This is a genomic window from Streptomyces sp. DH24 (genome assembly GCF_029813775.1).
Lineage (GTDB): Bacteria > Actinomycetota > Actinomycetes > Streptomycetales > Streptomycetaceae > Streptomyces.
This window is the reverse complement of sequence record NZ_JARVKW010000005.1, coordinates 214,606-229,473: the sequence shown is the minus strand read 5'-3', so window position 1 is coordinate 229,473 and position 14,868 is coordinate 214,606. Positions and strand designations below refer to the sequence as shown.

Genomic DNA, 14,868 nt, shown 5'->3' with positions numbered 1-14,868 from the left:
TCACCCGTTCGCGGGTTCGAGGGCTGACCCTAGTGACCCAGCCGTGATCAGTTCAAATCCTCTGCCGAAATATCCCGGTTACGCACCGCATTCTCAGCCCTCAACTCACCTGCAGTGACGCCTGCTTGACGCTACGTTGCGTGACGGTTCCGTCAATTCGGGCATAGCGCAGGTACGTTGCGGTTGGGGCAGAAGTGAATCAGCGGTCAGGAAAGCCGCTTGAGGAGCACCGCGGACGCGACAGGGCGTGCGCCGGCGCGTGCGACCCCGTCGGCCACCTCGCGGTCGGTGGAGGCGACGATGACGGGCCGGCCCGGCGGCTCGGCGCGCACCAGCTGGCGGATCAGCTCGTCGGCGGTGACGCCCGGCTTGGAGAACAGCACCCGCACGCCGCGCGGCGGCGCGAGCAGCACGGGCGCGGCCAGCTCGGCGCCGTCGAAGACGCACGTCACCTCGGCGCCGGTCTGCGCGGCGAGCTGGGAGAGCTGGCCGAGCAGCCTGAGGCGCTGCTTCTCCAGCGGCATCTGCGGATAGCCGGTCTTGGTGACGTTGTAGCCGTCGACGACCAGATGGGCCTGCGGCAGCGCGAGCAGCTGGTCGAGGATCGCCGGGTCGTTCTCGGACAGCGCGCGGGCGGCGATGTCCTTCGGCGTCATCCGGCCGGGCTCGACGGCGTCCACGGTCTCGGCGGGCCGCACCGACACCGGCGGCAGGGCCAGTTCGCGGCGCAGCCCCTGCGTGGCGTCGAGCAGGGTGTCCAGCAGCAGCCGGACCCGCATGTCCTCGACGCTGCGGCCCTCGCGGGCGGCCCGGCGGGTGGCCTCCAGGGTCGCCTCCACCTCGGCGAGGCGGGCCTTGAGCCGCCGGCTCTCGCTCTCGGCGGCGGACACCTGGGTGTGCCCCTCGGCGCGGACGGCCTCGGTCTCGGCGTGCGCCTTGCGCAGTGCCGCCTCGCCGCGCTTGACGTCGCTGAGGGCGGAGCGCAGTTTGCGGTGCAGCGATTCGGCTTCCTTCTTCGCCGACTCCAGCTCGGCGCGCAGCCGCTCGGTCTCGGCCCGGGTGTGCTCGCGGGCCTGCGCGAGTTCGGCGCGCAGCCGCTCCAGCTCGGCGCGGTTCTCCTCGTCGGCGCGTTCGGCGTCGGCCCGCAGGGCCTCCTCGCCGGCCGCGGTCACGAGCTTCACCCAGCCGGTGGGCCGCAGCACGTAGGCCGCGGCCGCCACGTCGAGCGGGTCCGCGGCCGGGGGCGGTGAGCCGGAGTCCAGGGCGCCGGCGATCTCCGGCTGCGCCTCTCTCAGCTTCTCGCCGACGCGCTGCCGGAACAGCGGGTCGGTCTCCAGCGCGGCCGCCATGGCGTTGCCGGCGAACTTCACCCGGCGCGTCGGCGTGAACCGGGCGTACTGCCTGAGCTGCGCGGGCAGTTCCGCCATGGTCAGCGCGCCGAAGCCGTCGGACACGATCTGCACGACCCGGCGGCGCACACCGTCCGGCAGCGGACGGTCGAGCACCTCGGCGGCGCCGTCCTGCGGCCTCCCACCCGTGGTCTCCACCATCCGTCACCCCAATGCCTGTGCGGGATCCCGCGCCGGTCCCGGATCGGGGCCCGTCGGGGATCGCCCTGCGCCGGGCCCGCTCCGTCAGGAGCCGGCGGCCGGCCTGTCCACGAGTTCCACCTGGTCCACGGCGTTGCACCAGCGGCACCGCACCGACTCGATGGTCTCACTGAGCACCTCGCGCTCCTCGACCTTCGGCTCTCCGGCCAGGTCGAGGTGGACGTACTCGACGACCTTGGAGGAGCGGGTCACGTCGAAGCGCGTGAGGTTGCCGCAGAGGGCGCAGCGCCACCGCGTCGTGGCGGTCGGCAGGGGAACCGTCATCGTGACTGTTCGCCTTCCTTCTGGTGTCCGTGTCGCGCCGGACTCCCCGGTGCGTGTGGCTCGTAACCCTACGGCCTGGCGGGTACTCGCCGCCCGTCCGTCCACGGCGGCGAGGCGGTCTGTCGCGATGCGTCCGGTTACGCCATGCTCTGTTCATGATCGGTAACTGGAGAGCGCCGGCCGGGCGGGCGGTCCGGGGTCCGTCGGCGCCGGTGACGTACGGGCTGATCGCGCTGTGCTGTCTGATCTTCCTGATCGGTCCGGCGTCGGGCCTCCATCCCGGGTACGGCACCGGAGACGAGCTGCTCACCGCGCAGCGGGCCTACTTCCGGCGCTGGGGCGTGATCCCGGCGGATCTGTTCGGCGGCTCCCCGGGCGCCGCCCTCACCCCGGCGACGGCGCTGTTCGTCCACGGCAGCTGGGTCCATCTGCTTGGCAACATGCTCTTCCTCTACGTCTTCGGAACGATGACCGAGGAACGCATGGGCCGCGTGCGGTTCACCCTCTTCTACCTCGGCTGCGGCTACCTGGCCCTGCTGGGCTACGCCGCCGCCAACGCCGGCTCCCCACAGTCCCTGGTCGGCGCGTCGGGGGCCATCTCGGCGGTCCTCGGCGCCTTTCTGTACCTGTTCCCGCGCGCCCGCGTCACCAGTCTCCTGCCGTTCCTGTTCTTCCTGCCGCTGCGCTTCCCGGCGTGGGTCGTGCTGCCGTTCTGGGCGGTGCTGCAGTGGCTGGCGGCGGGCCGGGCGTCCTCGGGGCCGGGCGTCGCGTACCTGGCGCACCTGATGGGGTTCGGGCTGGGCTTCGTCTGCGCCTGGGTGCGCTCGTGGCGTACGACTAGAGTGAACAGCGCCCCAGCGCCGGCCCCCGAGGGAGAGAACCAGCCGTGATCACCGCGATCGTCCTCATCAAGACCAGCGTGGACCGGATCCCCGAGATCGCGGAGCAGATCGCCTCGCTGGACAGCGTGAGCGAGGTCTTCTCCGTCACCGGCACGTACGACCTGATCGCGATGGTGCGCGTGAAGCAGCACGAGGATCTCGCGGAGGTCATCCCGGGCCGGATCAGCAAGATCCCCGGTGTGGAGGGCACGGACACGCACGTGGCGTTCCGCACCTACTCGCAGCACGACCTGGAGGCGGCGTTCGCCATCGGCCTCGACAGCTGAGCGGACGCCTCCGACCGGACCGCCCGACGCCCCGCCGCCGCCCGCGCCCGGATGAAGAGTTCTTCATCCCGGGCTCATCCTGGCCGGCGGTCCGCGGGGGCAGGATCGCCGCATGGTCTTCTCGCACCGGATGGCGGCCCTGGCCGCCGTCGTGGCGATCCCGCTCGGCATCGCCGCGACCAGTTTCGCCCTCACCGACAGCCCCGACCCGCCGAAGGTCCCGCCCAGGGTGGAGCTGGACAGCGGCTCCCCCGAGCCGACGCCCACCCGGCCCGCACCGACGCCGAGCGACCAGGTCGTCTCCCGGCCCCCGGTGACCGACAGCCCCCCGGGTGACGACGATGACGACGACCTCGATGACGGCAGGGGCGGCAGGGGCGGCGGGGACGACGGACGTGACGACGACACCGGAAGCGGCGGGAACCACGGACGCGACGACGACACCGGAAGCGGCCGGGACGACGGACGCGACGACGGCTGACCGCCCGCGGCGGCGGATCTCCGCCCGGGTCCGCATCCTGCTCTGGCTGCTGCTGGTGATGGCGGTCGCCCTCGCCTCGGTGGCCGTGACCACCCGCTCCATCCTGCTGCGGGACGCCGACCGGCGCGTCGACGGGCTGCTCGCCCAGGAGGCCGGCGAGTTCGCCCACTTCGAGGAGCGGGGCGTCGACCCGGCAACCGGCCGCCCGTTCACCGACCCGGCGCGGCTGCTGCACGTCTTCCTGGAACGCCAGTACGCCGATCCGGAGGAGGAGCTGATCGGCCTGGTCGCCCGGCCCGGCCGCGGACCGGCGCAGCTCATCCAGCCGCGCGACATCGACGTACCGCTGCCGCTGCACAAGGACGCCGACGCCCGCCGCCGCGTCTTCGAGGCGCCCGGCTCCACCGGCACGCTGCACCGCCCCTCGGGCGAGATCCGCTGGGCGAAGGTCGCCGTCGCGCGGGTGGGCGGCGACCCCGAGGCCGCGTTCGTCGTCGCCTTCCACCCGGGCCGCGAACAGGACCGGGTCGACGAGGTGACCCGCATCCTGCTCGCCATCTCCGGGGTCGCGCTGCTGCTGACCACCGGCATCGGCTGGGTGGTCGCGGGCCGGATCCTGCGGCCGGTGCGGCTGGTGCGCACCGCGGCGGCACAGCTCACCGAGCAGGACCTCACCCGCCGTATCCCGGTGCGCGGCCGGGACGACGTGGCGGCCCTCGCCGAGACGTTCAACGCGATGCTCGACCGGCTGGAGCGGGCCTTCGCCGCGCAGCGCCAGTTCGTGGACGACGCCGGGCACGAACTGCGCACCCCGATCACCATCGTGCGCGGCCATCTGGAGCTGATGGGCGACGACCCGGCCGAACGCGAGGAGACCGTGCGGCTGGTCACCGACCAGCTGGACCGGATGAGCCGCATCGTGGAGGACCTGCTGCTGCTCGCCAAGGCCGAGCGGCCCGACTTCGTCACCCCAGAGCCGGTGCAGCTCGCCGAACTCACCGCCGACGTCTACGTCAAGGCCCGCACCCTCGGCGAGCGCGACTGGCAGCTCACCGAAGTCGCCGACCGGGAGGCCGAGTTGGACCCGCAGCGGATCACGCAGGCGATGGTGCAGCTCGCCCAGAACGCCGTGCAGCACACCGCGCCCGGCCAGACCATCCGCATCGGCTCCCGCGCGGACGGCACACGCGTCGAGCTGTACGTCGCCGACTCCGGCCCCGGGGTGCGCCCGCAGGACGCCGGGGTGATCTTCGAGCGGTTCCGGCGCGGCACCGCCCGGCGCGGCGCGCGCGGCTCGGGCGCCGGGCTCGGGCTGTCCATCGTGCGGGCCATCGCCGAGGCGCACGGCGGCCGGATCGGCCTGCGCGAGACCGAGGGCGGCGGCGCCACCTTCGTACTGACCCTGGAAGAGGCACGCACGTGAACCGCATCCTGATCGTCGAGGACGAGGAGCGCATCGCCTCCTTCGTGGAGAAGGGCCTGCGCGCGGGCGGCTTCACGACCACCGTCGTCGGCGACGGCGACGCCGCCTACGAGTACGCGCTGACCGGCGGCTTCGACCTCGTCGTCCTGGACATCGGACTGCCCGGCCGGGACGGCTTCACGGTGCTGCGAGAACTGCGCGAGGCCCGGGTGACGGTCCCGGTGATCGTGCTGACCGCGCGGGACTCGGTGCGCGACACGGTGGCCGGCCTGGAGGGCGGCGCCGACGACTGGATGACCAAGCCGTTCCGCTTCGAGGAACTGCTCGCCCGGGTGCGGCTGAGGCTGCGTACGGCGGCCCGGGCGCCCGAGGTGACGGTGCTGCGCTCGGGCACGCTGAGCCTGGACCTGCGCACCCGGCGGGCCCGCTGCGGGGACCGCACGGTGGACCTGACGGCCCGTGAGTTCGTGCTGCTCGAGCTGTTCCTGCGGCATCCGGGGCAGGTGCTGTCCCGCGAGCAGATCCTCTCCCACGTGTGGGGCTACGACTTCGACCCGGGCTCCAACATCGTGGACGTGTACGTGCGGGCACTGCGCAAGAAGCTCGGGGCGCAGCAGGTGGAGACGGTGCGGGGCATGGGGTACCGGCTGCCCGGGTGAGCGCGGGTCCGGCTCCCTCGTGCGTCCGGGGCGGTGCCGTCCTGAGTCCGAGGCCGGCTCCCTCGTGCGTCCGGGGCCGGTGCCGTCCTGAGCCCGGGGGCGGCTCCCCGGTGAGCCCCCGGGGCCGCAGGCCGCGTGAAGTTTCCTTCATGTGCGGCTCATTGAGGGCTCACGGCCCGCGTGAACCCTCGATGTCGTGACCCCGAACCTCCGGCTGACCGCCGCCCTGTGCGTCGCCCTGTCGCTGTGCGCGCTGCTCGCGGTGCCCGGCAACTTCCCCGGCCTCGCCGGTGACGCCCGGCTCACGCTCGCCGTGTTCGCGCTGGCGACCTGCGCCTGGATCGCCACCCCGATCGACGACACGTACATCGCGCTGGGCGCCGGGCTGGCGCTGACCGCGACCGGGGTGATCAGCAGCGACACCCTGTTCGGCACCCTCGGCGACTCGACGGTGTGGCTGCTGATCTGCGCCTTCGTGCTGGCCGCCGCGGTGACGCGGACGGGGCTGGCGGGGCGGGCGGCGGCTTTCCTGGTGGGCGGGGCGCGCACCGTGCGGCAGCTCGTGCACCTGACGACGGCCGCGCTGGTCGTCACGGCGTTCGCGGTGCCCGCCACCTCCGGCCGGGCCGCGCTGGCGCTGCCGGTGTTCCTGGCCCTCGCCAAGGCGCTCGGCGACCGGAAGCGACTGGTCGTGATGCTGGCGCTGCTGTTTCCGACCGTGATCCTGCTGTCGGCGGTGGCGACCCTGATCGGCGCGGGCGCGCATCTGATCACCGTGTCGGTGCTGTGGGAGACGTCCGGGGAGCGGATCGGGTTCACCGAGTGGCTGCTGCTCGGGCTGCCGCTGGCGGTGGCGTCCTCCCATCTGGCCGCCGAGGCCGTGCTGTTGACGACGACCCGGCGTGCGGACCGCGCGGGCCCGGTGCGCGTGACGGCGGAGGAGATACAGCGGCACAGCGAGCAGCCGGTGACCGGCCCCTGGACGCAGGCCGAGTCGCGCTGCGCGCTGCTGCTGGCGACGGTGGTCGCGCTGTGGTGCAGCGAGCCGCTGCACCGGGTGCCGCCGGCGGTCGTCGCACTGATCGGCGCGGTCGTCGCGGCGTCGCCCGCGTTCGGCACGGTCCGGCTGAAGGACGCGCTGCGGACGGTGCCGTGGGCACTGCTGCTGTTCATGGCCGCGACGATGGCGATGGGCATCGCGCTCGCCGACTCCGGGGCCGCGAAATGGCTGGTTGCGGGGCTCCCCTCGGGCGTCACGCCGGTCGTGTTCCTGGCGGTCGTGATCGCGGTCAGCACGGCGGCCCACCTGGTCCTGCAGTCCCGGTCGGCCCGCTCGTCGGTGCTGGTGCCGCTGGTCGTCGCGGCGGCCGTGGGCGCCGGGGTCAACCCGGTCGCCGCCGCGCTCGCCTCCACCGCGGCCGCCGGGTTCTGCCACACCCTGCCCGCCAGCGCCAAACCGGTCACGCTCTTCGCCGAGCTGCCCGGCACCCCCACCTACACCCCGCGGGACCTGCTGCGGCTGTCGGCCGTGCTGGCGCCGCTGACCGCCCTTCTCGTCCTGCTCTTCGCCGTCGCGGTGTGGCCGCTGCTCGGCGTTCCCGTGACCCGCTGAGGAGAACAACCGTGCTGAGCCGTATCGCCGTGGCCCCCAGTGGCTTCAAGGAGTCCCTGTCCGCCCAGGCCGCCGCCGACGCCATCGCGTCCGGTGTGCGCCGCGTCCTGCCCGCCGCAGACGTCGACCTGATCCCGCTGGTGGACGGCGGGGAGGGCACCGCCGCCACGCTGGCCGCCACCACCGGCGGCCGGCTGGTCGCGCTGGCCGCCACCGGCCCGGTCGGGGAGACCCTCGGCACGCATTTCGCGCTGCTCGGCTCCGGGGACACGGCAGTCGTGGAGATGGCGGCGGTCGCGGGCCTCTCCCTGGTCCCCCGCTCCCTGCGCGACCCCGGCGCCACCACCACGTACGGCGTCGGCGAACTCGTCCGTGCCGCGCTCGACGCGGGCGCGCGCCGCATCCTGGTCGGCTGCGGCGACTCCGGCACGTCCGACGGCGGCGCGGGCGCGCTCCAGGCGCTCGGCGCCCGGCTGCTGGACGCGGACGGTCTCGAACTCCCGCCCGGCGGCCGGGAACTGGTCCGGCTGCACCGCGTCGACCCGGCGGGCCTCGACCCCCGGCTCGCGGACGTGGAGCTGCTGGTCGCCTGCAACCCGTTCAACGTGCTGTGCGGGGAGCGCGGCGTCGCCCGCGTCTTCGGCCCGCAGAAGGGCGCGACCCCGGCCCAGGTCGAGGACCTGTCGGCGGGCCTGGAGAACTGGGCGTACGTCCTCACCCGCGACCTCCGCGTCACCGGCACCGACCTGCGCACCGGCCCGGGCACCGGCGCCTCGGGCGGGCTCGGCGCCGGGCTCGCCGCGCTCGGCGCCCGTCTGCTGCCCCGCTTCGGTGTGCTCCTGGACCACCTGGACCTGGACGCCCGGCTGGCCCGCGCCGACCTGGTCGTCACCGCCGAGGGCGCCCTGGACCACCAGACGCCGCGCGGCAAGGTGCCGGCCGAGGTGGCCCGGCGCGCCAAGCTGCACGGCCGTCCGGTGCTGGCGCTCGCGGGCACGCTCGGCGAGGGCGCCCACGAGGTGCCGGGGGTCGACGCCTGTCACGGCATCCTGCCCGCGCCGATGGCTCTGGCGGAGGCCCTGTTGCGGGCCTCCGAACTGCTCACCGACGCCACCGAGCGGGCCCTGAGGATGATCCTGCTGGGCGCCCGGCTGCCGGCTCACGCCGAGGCCGGCACCGCGGAGGTGTCGGGGACGCAACGGCCGTTCTCCGTGCGGTAGTTCCAGCGGGCACCGTCCCGCACGAGCTCCCGGCAGGCGGTCACGAAGCGGTCCACGTGCTCGTCCGGGGTGCCCGCGCCGAAGCTGACGCGGATGGCGTTCAGGGACTTCTCGCCGGGCGCGGCCTCGGGGGCGCCGCACTCGCCCTGCGTCTGCGGGTCGCTGCCCAGCAGGGTGCGCAGCAGCGGGTGGGCGCAGAACAGGCCGTCGCGGACACCGATGCCGTACTCGGCGGACAGGGCGGCGGCGAAGTGGGAGCTGTTCCAGCCGTCGACGACGAAGGAGAGGACGCCGACGCGCGGGGCGTCGTCCCCGAACAGGGAGAGGAACCGCACCTGGGGGACGTCGGCGAGGCCCTCGCGCACCTTGCGGATCAGGTACTCCTCGCGGGCGACGAGCGTGTCGAACCCGGCCTCGGCGAGGGCCTTGCAGGCGGAGGCGACGGCGTAGGCGCCGATGACGTTGGGCGAGCCGGCCTCGTGCCGGGCGGCCGTGTCGTGCCACTCGACGTCCACTCCCCCGTCCGCGCGGCGGGTGACCCTGCGGCTGGCGCCGCCGCCCGCGAGGTACGGGTCGGCCTCCCGCAGCCAGTCGGCGCGCCCGGCCAGCACGCCGGCGCCGAAGGGCGCGTACAGCTTGTGCCCGGAGAAGGCGACCCAGTCGACGTCCAGCTCCCGCACGGAGAGCGGGTGGTGGGGCGCGAGCTGGGCGGCGTCGAGGACGATGCGGGCGCCGTGGGCGTGCGCGGCGGCGGCCAGTTCCCGCACCGGCCACAGTTCGCCGGTGACGTTGGAGGCGCCGGTGACGCAGACGAGGGCCGGGCCGTGGGGTTCGCGGCAGGCGAGGGCGCGCTCCAGCGTCGCCACCGCCTGCCGGGGGCTGCTCGGGGCGTCGAGGTAGGTGACGCGGGCGCCGCGCCAGGGCAGCAGGGAGGCGTGGTGCTCGGTCTCGAAGACGAAGACCTCACAGCCGGCCGGGAGCGCGGCGGCGAGCAGGTTGAGGGAGTCGGTGGTGGACCGGGTGAAGACGACCTGGTCGTCGCCGCGGCAGTCGAGGAACTCGGCGACGGTCCGGCGGGCGTTCTCGAACAGGTCGGTGGACAGCTGCGACAGGTACCCGGCGCCCCGGTGCACGCTGCCGTAGTACGGCGCGTAGGCGGCGACGTCGTCCCAGACGCGCTGGAGGGCGGGGGCGCTGGCGGCGTAGTCGAGCGCGGCGTAGGTGACCTCGCCGCCGGTGACGAGCGGCACGGTGACGTCCCGGCCCAGCACGGGCAGCGGGGCGTGGACGGTCCGGTCGGCGGCAGGGGTGGAGGAAGGCATGGCGGAACTCCCGTACGAGGCAGGCGGCATCACCGCGCGAGCCGGCAGGGCTCACGGCGCGGGACGGCGAAAGGTGAAAAAAGGGGGATGCGGAGGCGGGGCTCTGCGGCCCTAGCGCATTCGCTTGCTCACGGGGAACTCCCTCGACCGACCAGGACCCCTGGCCCCACGCTCATCAGGAGCGTGCGAGGGGTCCGCGCTTGCCGCAGACCTTGCTGACTGCGGCCTGGTCTTCACCCGGGGCACCCCGCCACGGACGGAGGGTTGCCGGACAGTCGGCCGGGGCCTCATGACTGTCACTCATGACCTGCACAGGAACGTACGGGAAAAGATCGACGTCCCGCAACCCGTGTCCGGATCGCGGGACGTACGACAGGGCGGTGCGCGTCAGGCGTGGCTCGCCGCCACCCAGCGGTCCAGCGTCCGCTTGGCCGCCCCCGAGTCGATCGCCTCGGCGGCCTGCGCCATGCCGGCCCGGATCTGCTCGGTCAGCGGCGCGCCGGACGGTCTGAGGGCCACCAGGGCCGCCGCCGCGTTCAGCAGGACGGCGTCCCGGACCGGGCCGGGCTCGCCCTCCAGCAGCCTGCGGGCGACCTCCGCGTTGTAGGAGGCGTCCGCGCCGCGCAGCGCCTCCACCGGGACCAGGTCGAGGCCGACGTCCCTGGGGTCGAAGGTCTCCGCGGACACCTTGCCGTCCCGGACGACCCACACGTGGGACGTGGACGTCGTGGTCAGCTCGTCCAGGCCGTCGTCGCCGCGGAACACCAGCGAGGAGTTGCCGCGCTCGGCGAAGACGCCCGCGATGATCGGCGCCATCCGCGCGTCGGCCACACCGATCGCCTGGGACGTCACCTGCGCCGGGTTGGTCAGCGGACCCAGGAAGTTGAACACCGTGCGGATGCCGAGCTGGCCGCGGGCCGCCGCCACGTGGCGCAGCGCCGGGTGGAACTTCACGGCGAAGCAGAAGGTGATGCCGGCCTCCTCGGCGACCTCGGCCACCCGCTTCGGCGTCAGCTCCAGGTTCACGCCGAGCTTCTCCAGCACGTCGGACGCCCCGGACGCGGAGGACGCGGCGCGGTTGCCGTGCTTGACGACCTTGGCGCCGGTGCCCGCGACGACGATCGCGGACATGGTGGAGATGTTCACCGTCTTGGCGCCGTCGCCGCCGGTGCCGACGATGTCGACCGTCTCGCCGGGCACCCGGATCACGTTGGCGTGCTCGTACATCGTGCGGACCAGGCCGGTGATCTCCTCGACGGTCTCGCCCTTGGCGCGCAGGGCCACCGCGAAGCCGGCGATCTGCGCGTCGGTGGCCTCGCCGCGCATGATCAGGTCCATCGCCCAGGCGGTGTCGTCGGCGGTCAGGTCGCGGCGGTCCAGCAGGCCGTTCAGCAGGGCGGGCCAGGTGCGGCCCGCCGCGGTGTCGCCTCCAGCGGGGGTCACAGCGCTCATCAGCCGCTCCTGGGTCGTAGCCGTGTTCAGACTGGTTCCCACCCTATCCAGCCCCGGGCACGGCGAAGGGCCCCGTCCGTAAAGCGGGACGGGGCCCTTCCGCGTGAAGTGGCGAACGCAGCGATCAGTGGTGGCCGTGGCCGCTCGTGATCTCCTTGTACTCCTCGACGGTCGGCTTCGGGACCTGCGACTCCGAACCGAAGTACGCCTTGCTCAGCTTGGCGCGCAGCTTCTCGGAGCCCTTCACCTTGCGCTCGACACCGTTCTCGTCGACCGCCGGGCCGATCTCGACCGGCTTGTACTGCTCGTGAGCGGTGAGCGTGTAGAGCTGCTCCTGGCTGAGCGGCTCGTGCACCTCGATGAACTCACCGTGCGGCAGGCGCTTGATGATGCCCGACTCGCGGCCGTGCAGCACCTTGTCGTGGTCCCGGCGCTGGAGGCCGAGACAGATCCGCTTGGTGATGATGAACGCGATGACCGGACCGACGAAGAAGCCGATGCGGACGAACCAGGTGACCGCGTTGATCGACAGGTGGAAGTGCGTGGCCACGATGTCGTTGCCGCCGCCGATCAGCATGATCATGTAGGCGGTGATCCACGCGACGCCGAAACCGGTCCGGGTCGGGGCGTTGCGCGGGCGGTCCAGGATGTGGTGCTCGCGCTTGTCCCCGGTGATCCAGGACTCGATGAACGGGTACAGGGCCAGCACACCGAGGAAGAGACCGAAGACCACCAGCGGGATGAACACACCCAGGACGAGCGTGTGACCCCAGAAGTTGATCTCCCAGCCCGGCATGGCGCGGACCAGACCCTCGGCGAAGCCCATGTACCAGTCGGGCTGGGCGCCCGTGGACACGTAGTCCGGACGGTAGGGGCCCAGGACCCAGATCGGGTTGACGGACGCGATGCCGCCGAGGGCGGCGATGACACCGAAGACCAGGAAGAAGAAGCCTCCGGCCTTCGCCGTGTAGACCGGCAGCAGCGGCATGCCGACGACGTTCTTGTTGGTCCGTCCGGGGCCCGCGAACTGCGTGTGCTTGTGGTAGAAGACCAGGATCAGGTGGGCGACCACCAGACCGAGCATGATGCCCGGCAGCAGCAGGATGTGGATCGAGTAGAACCGCGCGACGAAGTCGCCGCCCGGGAACTCCCCGCCGAACAGGAACATCGAGATGTACGTGCCGACGATCGGCACCGACAGGATGGCGCCCTGCGTGAAGCGGACACCGGTGCCGGAGAGCAGGTCGTCCGGGAGCGAGTAGCCGGTGAAACCGGTGAACATGCCCAGGACGAACAGCAGGAAGCCGAACAGCCAGTTGACCTCGCGCGGCTTGCGGAACGCGCCGGTGAAGAACACGCGCATCATGTGCACGAACATGCCGGCGAGGAAGATGATCGCCGCCCAGTGGTGGATCTGCCGGATGAGCAGACCACCGCGCACGTCGAAGCTGATGTCCAGCGTGGAGGCGTACGCCTCACTCATCAGCACGCCCTGCATCGGGACGTAACTGCCGTGGTACTCCACCTCGTTCATCGACGGGTGGAAGAACAGCGTCAGGTACACACCCGTGAGGATGATGATGATGAAGCTGTAGAGGCAGATCTCACCCAGCATGAAGGACCAGTGGTCCGGGAAGATCTTGCGCATGTTGGCCTTGGCCAGGGAGTAGATCCCGAGCCGGCCGTCGGCCCAGTCGGCGACGCGTTCGCCGGCCGGTGCCTTCCCGCGTGCGCGGCCCGGCCCGTCGGAGCCGGCGGCGTTGGTGTTGGTGGTGGTACTCATCCGCGCTCCCAGAAGGCAGGACCGACGGGCTCTTCGAAGTCGCTGAGCGCCTCGAGGTAACCCTCCTCGTTCACGCCGATGCGCAGCTGCGGCAGGGCGTGGCCGGCGGGACCGAAGATCACCCGGGCACCGTCGGAGAGGTCGAAGGTGGACTGGTGGCAGGGGCAGAGCACGTGGTGCGTCTGCTGCTCGTACAGGGAGATCGGGCAGCCGACGTGGGTGCAGATCTTCGAGTACGCGACGATGCCCTCGTGCGACCACTCCAGCTCGCGCTTGTCCTTGATGTCGTCCGGCTGGATGCGGACGATCATCAGGGCGGCCTTGGCGATCTCGGTCTGGAAGCTGTGGTCGTGCTCCTCCAGGCCCTCGGGCTTGGCGAAGGTGAGGGAGCCCACCGCGACGTCGGACGGACGCAGCGGCTCGTTCGTGTTCATGTTGACGAGCAGCTTGCCCTTGGACCACAGGGTGTGACGCAGCTTGTCGCCGGGCAGCGGACCGAGGTCGCGCAGCAGGACGATGCTGGTCAGCGGGACCAGGGTGAGCGCGCCGAGCATGGTGTTGCGCAGGAGCTTGCGGCGGCCGAGGGCCGACTCCTTGGCGCCCTGGCGGAAGTCCTCGTGGATCTTCGAGCGCAGCTCGGGAGACGCCTCGATCGGGTGGCGCTCGTCGGACATCTCCACGTCGGTCATCAGGGTGCGGGCCCAGTGGACCGCGCCGGCGCCGATGCAGAACAGCGCCAGACCCAGGGTCACACCGAGCGCGAAGTTCAGCGCGCTGATGTTGCCGAGCGGGAAGATGTACACCGACCGGTCGATCGGGATGCTCACGAACGCGACGATGAAGCCGATGGTCGCCAGCATCGACACCGTGAACATCAGGGCGACCGCACGCTCGGACCGCTTGGCGGCCCGCTCGTCGATGTCCTGGATCCGGGGCTCGTGGGGCGGCAGGCCCGGGTCGGCGAACGGGTGCTTGTCGTCCGCGACGTCCACCGCGCCGTGCGTGGTGTCCTGCTCAGCCGGCAGGTTCTCTTCGGGAATGTGTTGGCTACTCATGACTTCTTGGCCTTTGCGGTCCGAGCGGCGACCCAGACGGCGACGGCGATCAGACCGCCCAGACCGAAGATCCAGCCGAACAGACCCTCACTGACCGGACCGAGTCCGCCCAGCTCCAGGCCGCCCGGGCTCTCGGAGTCGTCACCGTTGACCGCGTCGAGGTACGCGATGATGTCCTTCTTGTTCTTCTCCGACAGGGTGGTGTCGGGGAAGGACGGCATGTTCTGCGGGCCCGTCTGCATGGCCTCGTAGATGTGCTTCGGGTCGACGCCCTCAAGGCTGGGCGCGTACTTGCCGTGTGTCAGCGCACCACCCTTGCCGGTGAAGTTGTGGCACTGCGCGCAGTTGTTGCGGAACAGGTCGCCGCCCTTGGCGATGTCCGCACCCTCCGGGCCGTACTGCTCCTCGGTCGGGACGGACGGACCGGCACCCAGGGAGGCGATGTACGCCGCCAGCTGGTCGATCTCGGCCTGCGAGTAGATGACCTTCTTGCGCGGCACCTGGGCGCCAGGCTGCTGCGCCGGCATACGGCCGGTGCCCACCTGGAAGTCGACGGCCGCGGCACCCACGCCGACCAGGCTGGGGCCGTCGCTGCTGCCCTGACCGCCGGTGCCGTGGCAGCTGGCGCAGCCCACCGAGTAGAGCTTCTTGCCCTCCTCGATGGTGAGGGACTGGGCGGTTTCGTCGGCCTTCGCCTTGTCCGCGGGTGCGAACACGGCGTACAGCCCCCCGGTGCATGCCAGCGCGAGGAGTAGGACGACGAGTGCCGCCAGCGGGTGGCGTCGTCGTGCGGAGAGCTTTTTCACGGATTACCCCGGT

General features: G+C 72.2%; 14 protein-coding genes and 1 riboswitch. Of the genes, 7 read left to right on the top strand and 7 right to left on the bottom strand.

Going from position 1 to position 14,868, the window contains the following annotated elements; genetic code table 11:
- Positions 1-206 precede the first annotated feature (206 nt).
- On the bottom strand, positions 207-1,550 hold the full coding sequence (locus QC282_RS06140) for an NYN domain-containing protein (protein WP_279548171.1): 1,344 nt from the start codon (positions 1,548-1,550) through the stop codon (positions 207-209).
- Positions 1,551-1,634: 84 nt separating this feature from the next.
- Entirely contained in the window at positions 1,635-1,874 is a 240-nt protein-coding gene (locus QC282_RS06135; protein WP_279548170.1) for a hypothetical protein, read from the bottom strand.
- Positions 1,875-2,029: 155 nt separating this feature from the next.
- Here QC282_RS06135 and QC282_RS06130 point away from each other — a divergent pair, with 155 nt between their 5' ends.
- The 7 genes from QC282_RS06130 (at position 2,030) to QC282_RS06100 (ending at position 8,437) form a co-directional block, all read left to right on the top strand.
- Positions 2,030-2,764, top strand: coding sequence for a rhomboid family intramembrane serine protease (locus QC282_RS06130; RefSeq protein WP_279548169.1), 735 nt, complete (start codon positions 2,030-2,032; stop codon positions 2,762-2,764).
- Positions 2,761-3,042 (top strand): Lrp/AsnC ligand binding domain-containing protein, encoded by a 282-nt coding sequence (locus tag QC282_RS06125; protein ID WP_279548168.1) that lies wholly within the window; start codon positions 2,761-2,763, stop codon positions 3,040-3,042. Before QC282_RS06130 ends, QC282_RS06125 begins: the two co-directional genes overlap by 4 nt.
- A gap of 112 nt (positions 3,043-3,154) precedes the next feature.
- On the top strand, positions 3,155-3,523 hold the full coding sequence (locus tag QC282_RS06120; RefSeq protein ID WP_279548167.1) for a small secreted hydrophilic protein: 369 nt from the start codon (positions 3,155-3,157) through the stop codon (positions 3,521-3,523).
- 58 nt (positions 3,524-3,581) lie between these two features.
- Positions 3,582-4,946, top strand: coding sequence for an ATP-binding protein (locus tag QC282_RS06115; protein ID WP_279548217.1), 1,365 nt, complete (start codon positions 3,582-3,584; stop codon positions 4,944-4,946).
- Positions 4,943-5,605: a response regulator transcription factor gene (locus QC282_RS06110; protein WP_279548166.1), complete on the top strand. Its 663-nt coding sequence runs from the start codon at positions 4,943-4,945 to the stop codon at positions 5,603-5,605. Before QC282_RS06115 ends, QC282_RS06110 begins: the two co-directional genes overlap by 4 nt.
- Before the next feature lie 196 nt (positions 5,606-5,801).
- Complete coding sequence (locus tag QC282_RS06105; protein ID WP_279548165.1) at positions 5,802-7,217, top strand: SLC13 family permease; 1,416 nt, start codon at positions 5,802-5,804, stop codon at positions 7,215-7,217.
- A gap of 11 nt (positions 7,218-7,228) precedes the next feature.
- Positions 7,229-8,437, top strand: coding sequence for a glycerate kinase (locus tag QC282_RS06100; protein ID WP_279548164.1), 1,209 nt, complete (start codon positions 7,229-7,231; stop codon positions 8,435-8,437).
- On the opposite strand, the gene QC282_RS06095 is transcribed toward QC282_RS06100, so the two are convergent.
- The 5 genes from QC282_RS06095 to QC282_RS06075 form a co-directional block, all read right to left on the bottom strand.
- A complete protein-coding gene (locus tag QC282_RS06095; RefSeq protein ID WP_279548163.1) occupies positions 8,377-9,759 on the bottom strand; it encodes an aminotransferase class V-fold PLP-dependent enzyme in 1,383 nt (460 codons plus the stop codon). The genes QC282_RS06100 and QC282_RS06095 overlap by 61 nt on opposite strands.
- Positions 9,760-9,950: 191 nt before the next feature.
- A riboswitch (SAM riboswitch) is annotated at positions 9,951-10,067 on the bottom strand.
- Between the two features lie 79 nt (positions 10,068-10,146).
- Positions 10,147-11,211 carry an anthranilate phosphoribosyltransferase gene (gene trpD / locus QC282_RS06090; RefSeq protein WP_279548162.1) on the bottom strand — a complete coding sequence of 355 codons (1,065 nt, stop codon included), beginning with the start codon at positions 11,209-11,211 and terminating at the stop codon, positions 10,147-10,149.
- A 124-nt stretch (positions 11,212-11,335) separates the two neighbouring features.
- Complete coding sequence (locus QC282_RS06085) at positions 11,336-12,994, bottom strand: cytochrome bc complex cytochrome b subunit (RefSeq protein ID WP_279548161.1); 1,659 nt, start codon at positions 12,992-12,994, stop codon at positions 11,336-11,338.
- Positions 12,991-14,049, bottom strand: coding sequence for a ubiquinol-cytochrome c reductase iron-sulfur subunit (locus QC282_RS06080; RefSeq protein WP_279548160.1), 1,059 nt, complete (start codon positions 14,047-14,049; stop codon positions 12,991-12,993). The genes QC282_RS06085 and QC282_RS06080 overlap by 4 nt, the downstream gene beginning before the upstream one ends.
- On the bottom strand, positions 14,046-14,855 hold the full coding sequence (locus QC282_RS06075) for a c-type cytochrome (protein ID WP_279548159.1): 810 nt from the start codon (positions 14,853-14,855) through the stop codon (positions 14,046-14,048). Before QC282_RS06075 ends, QC282_RS06080 begins: the two co-directional genes overlap by 4 nt.
- Positions 14,856-14,868: the final 13 nt, after the last annotated feature.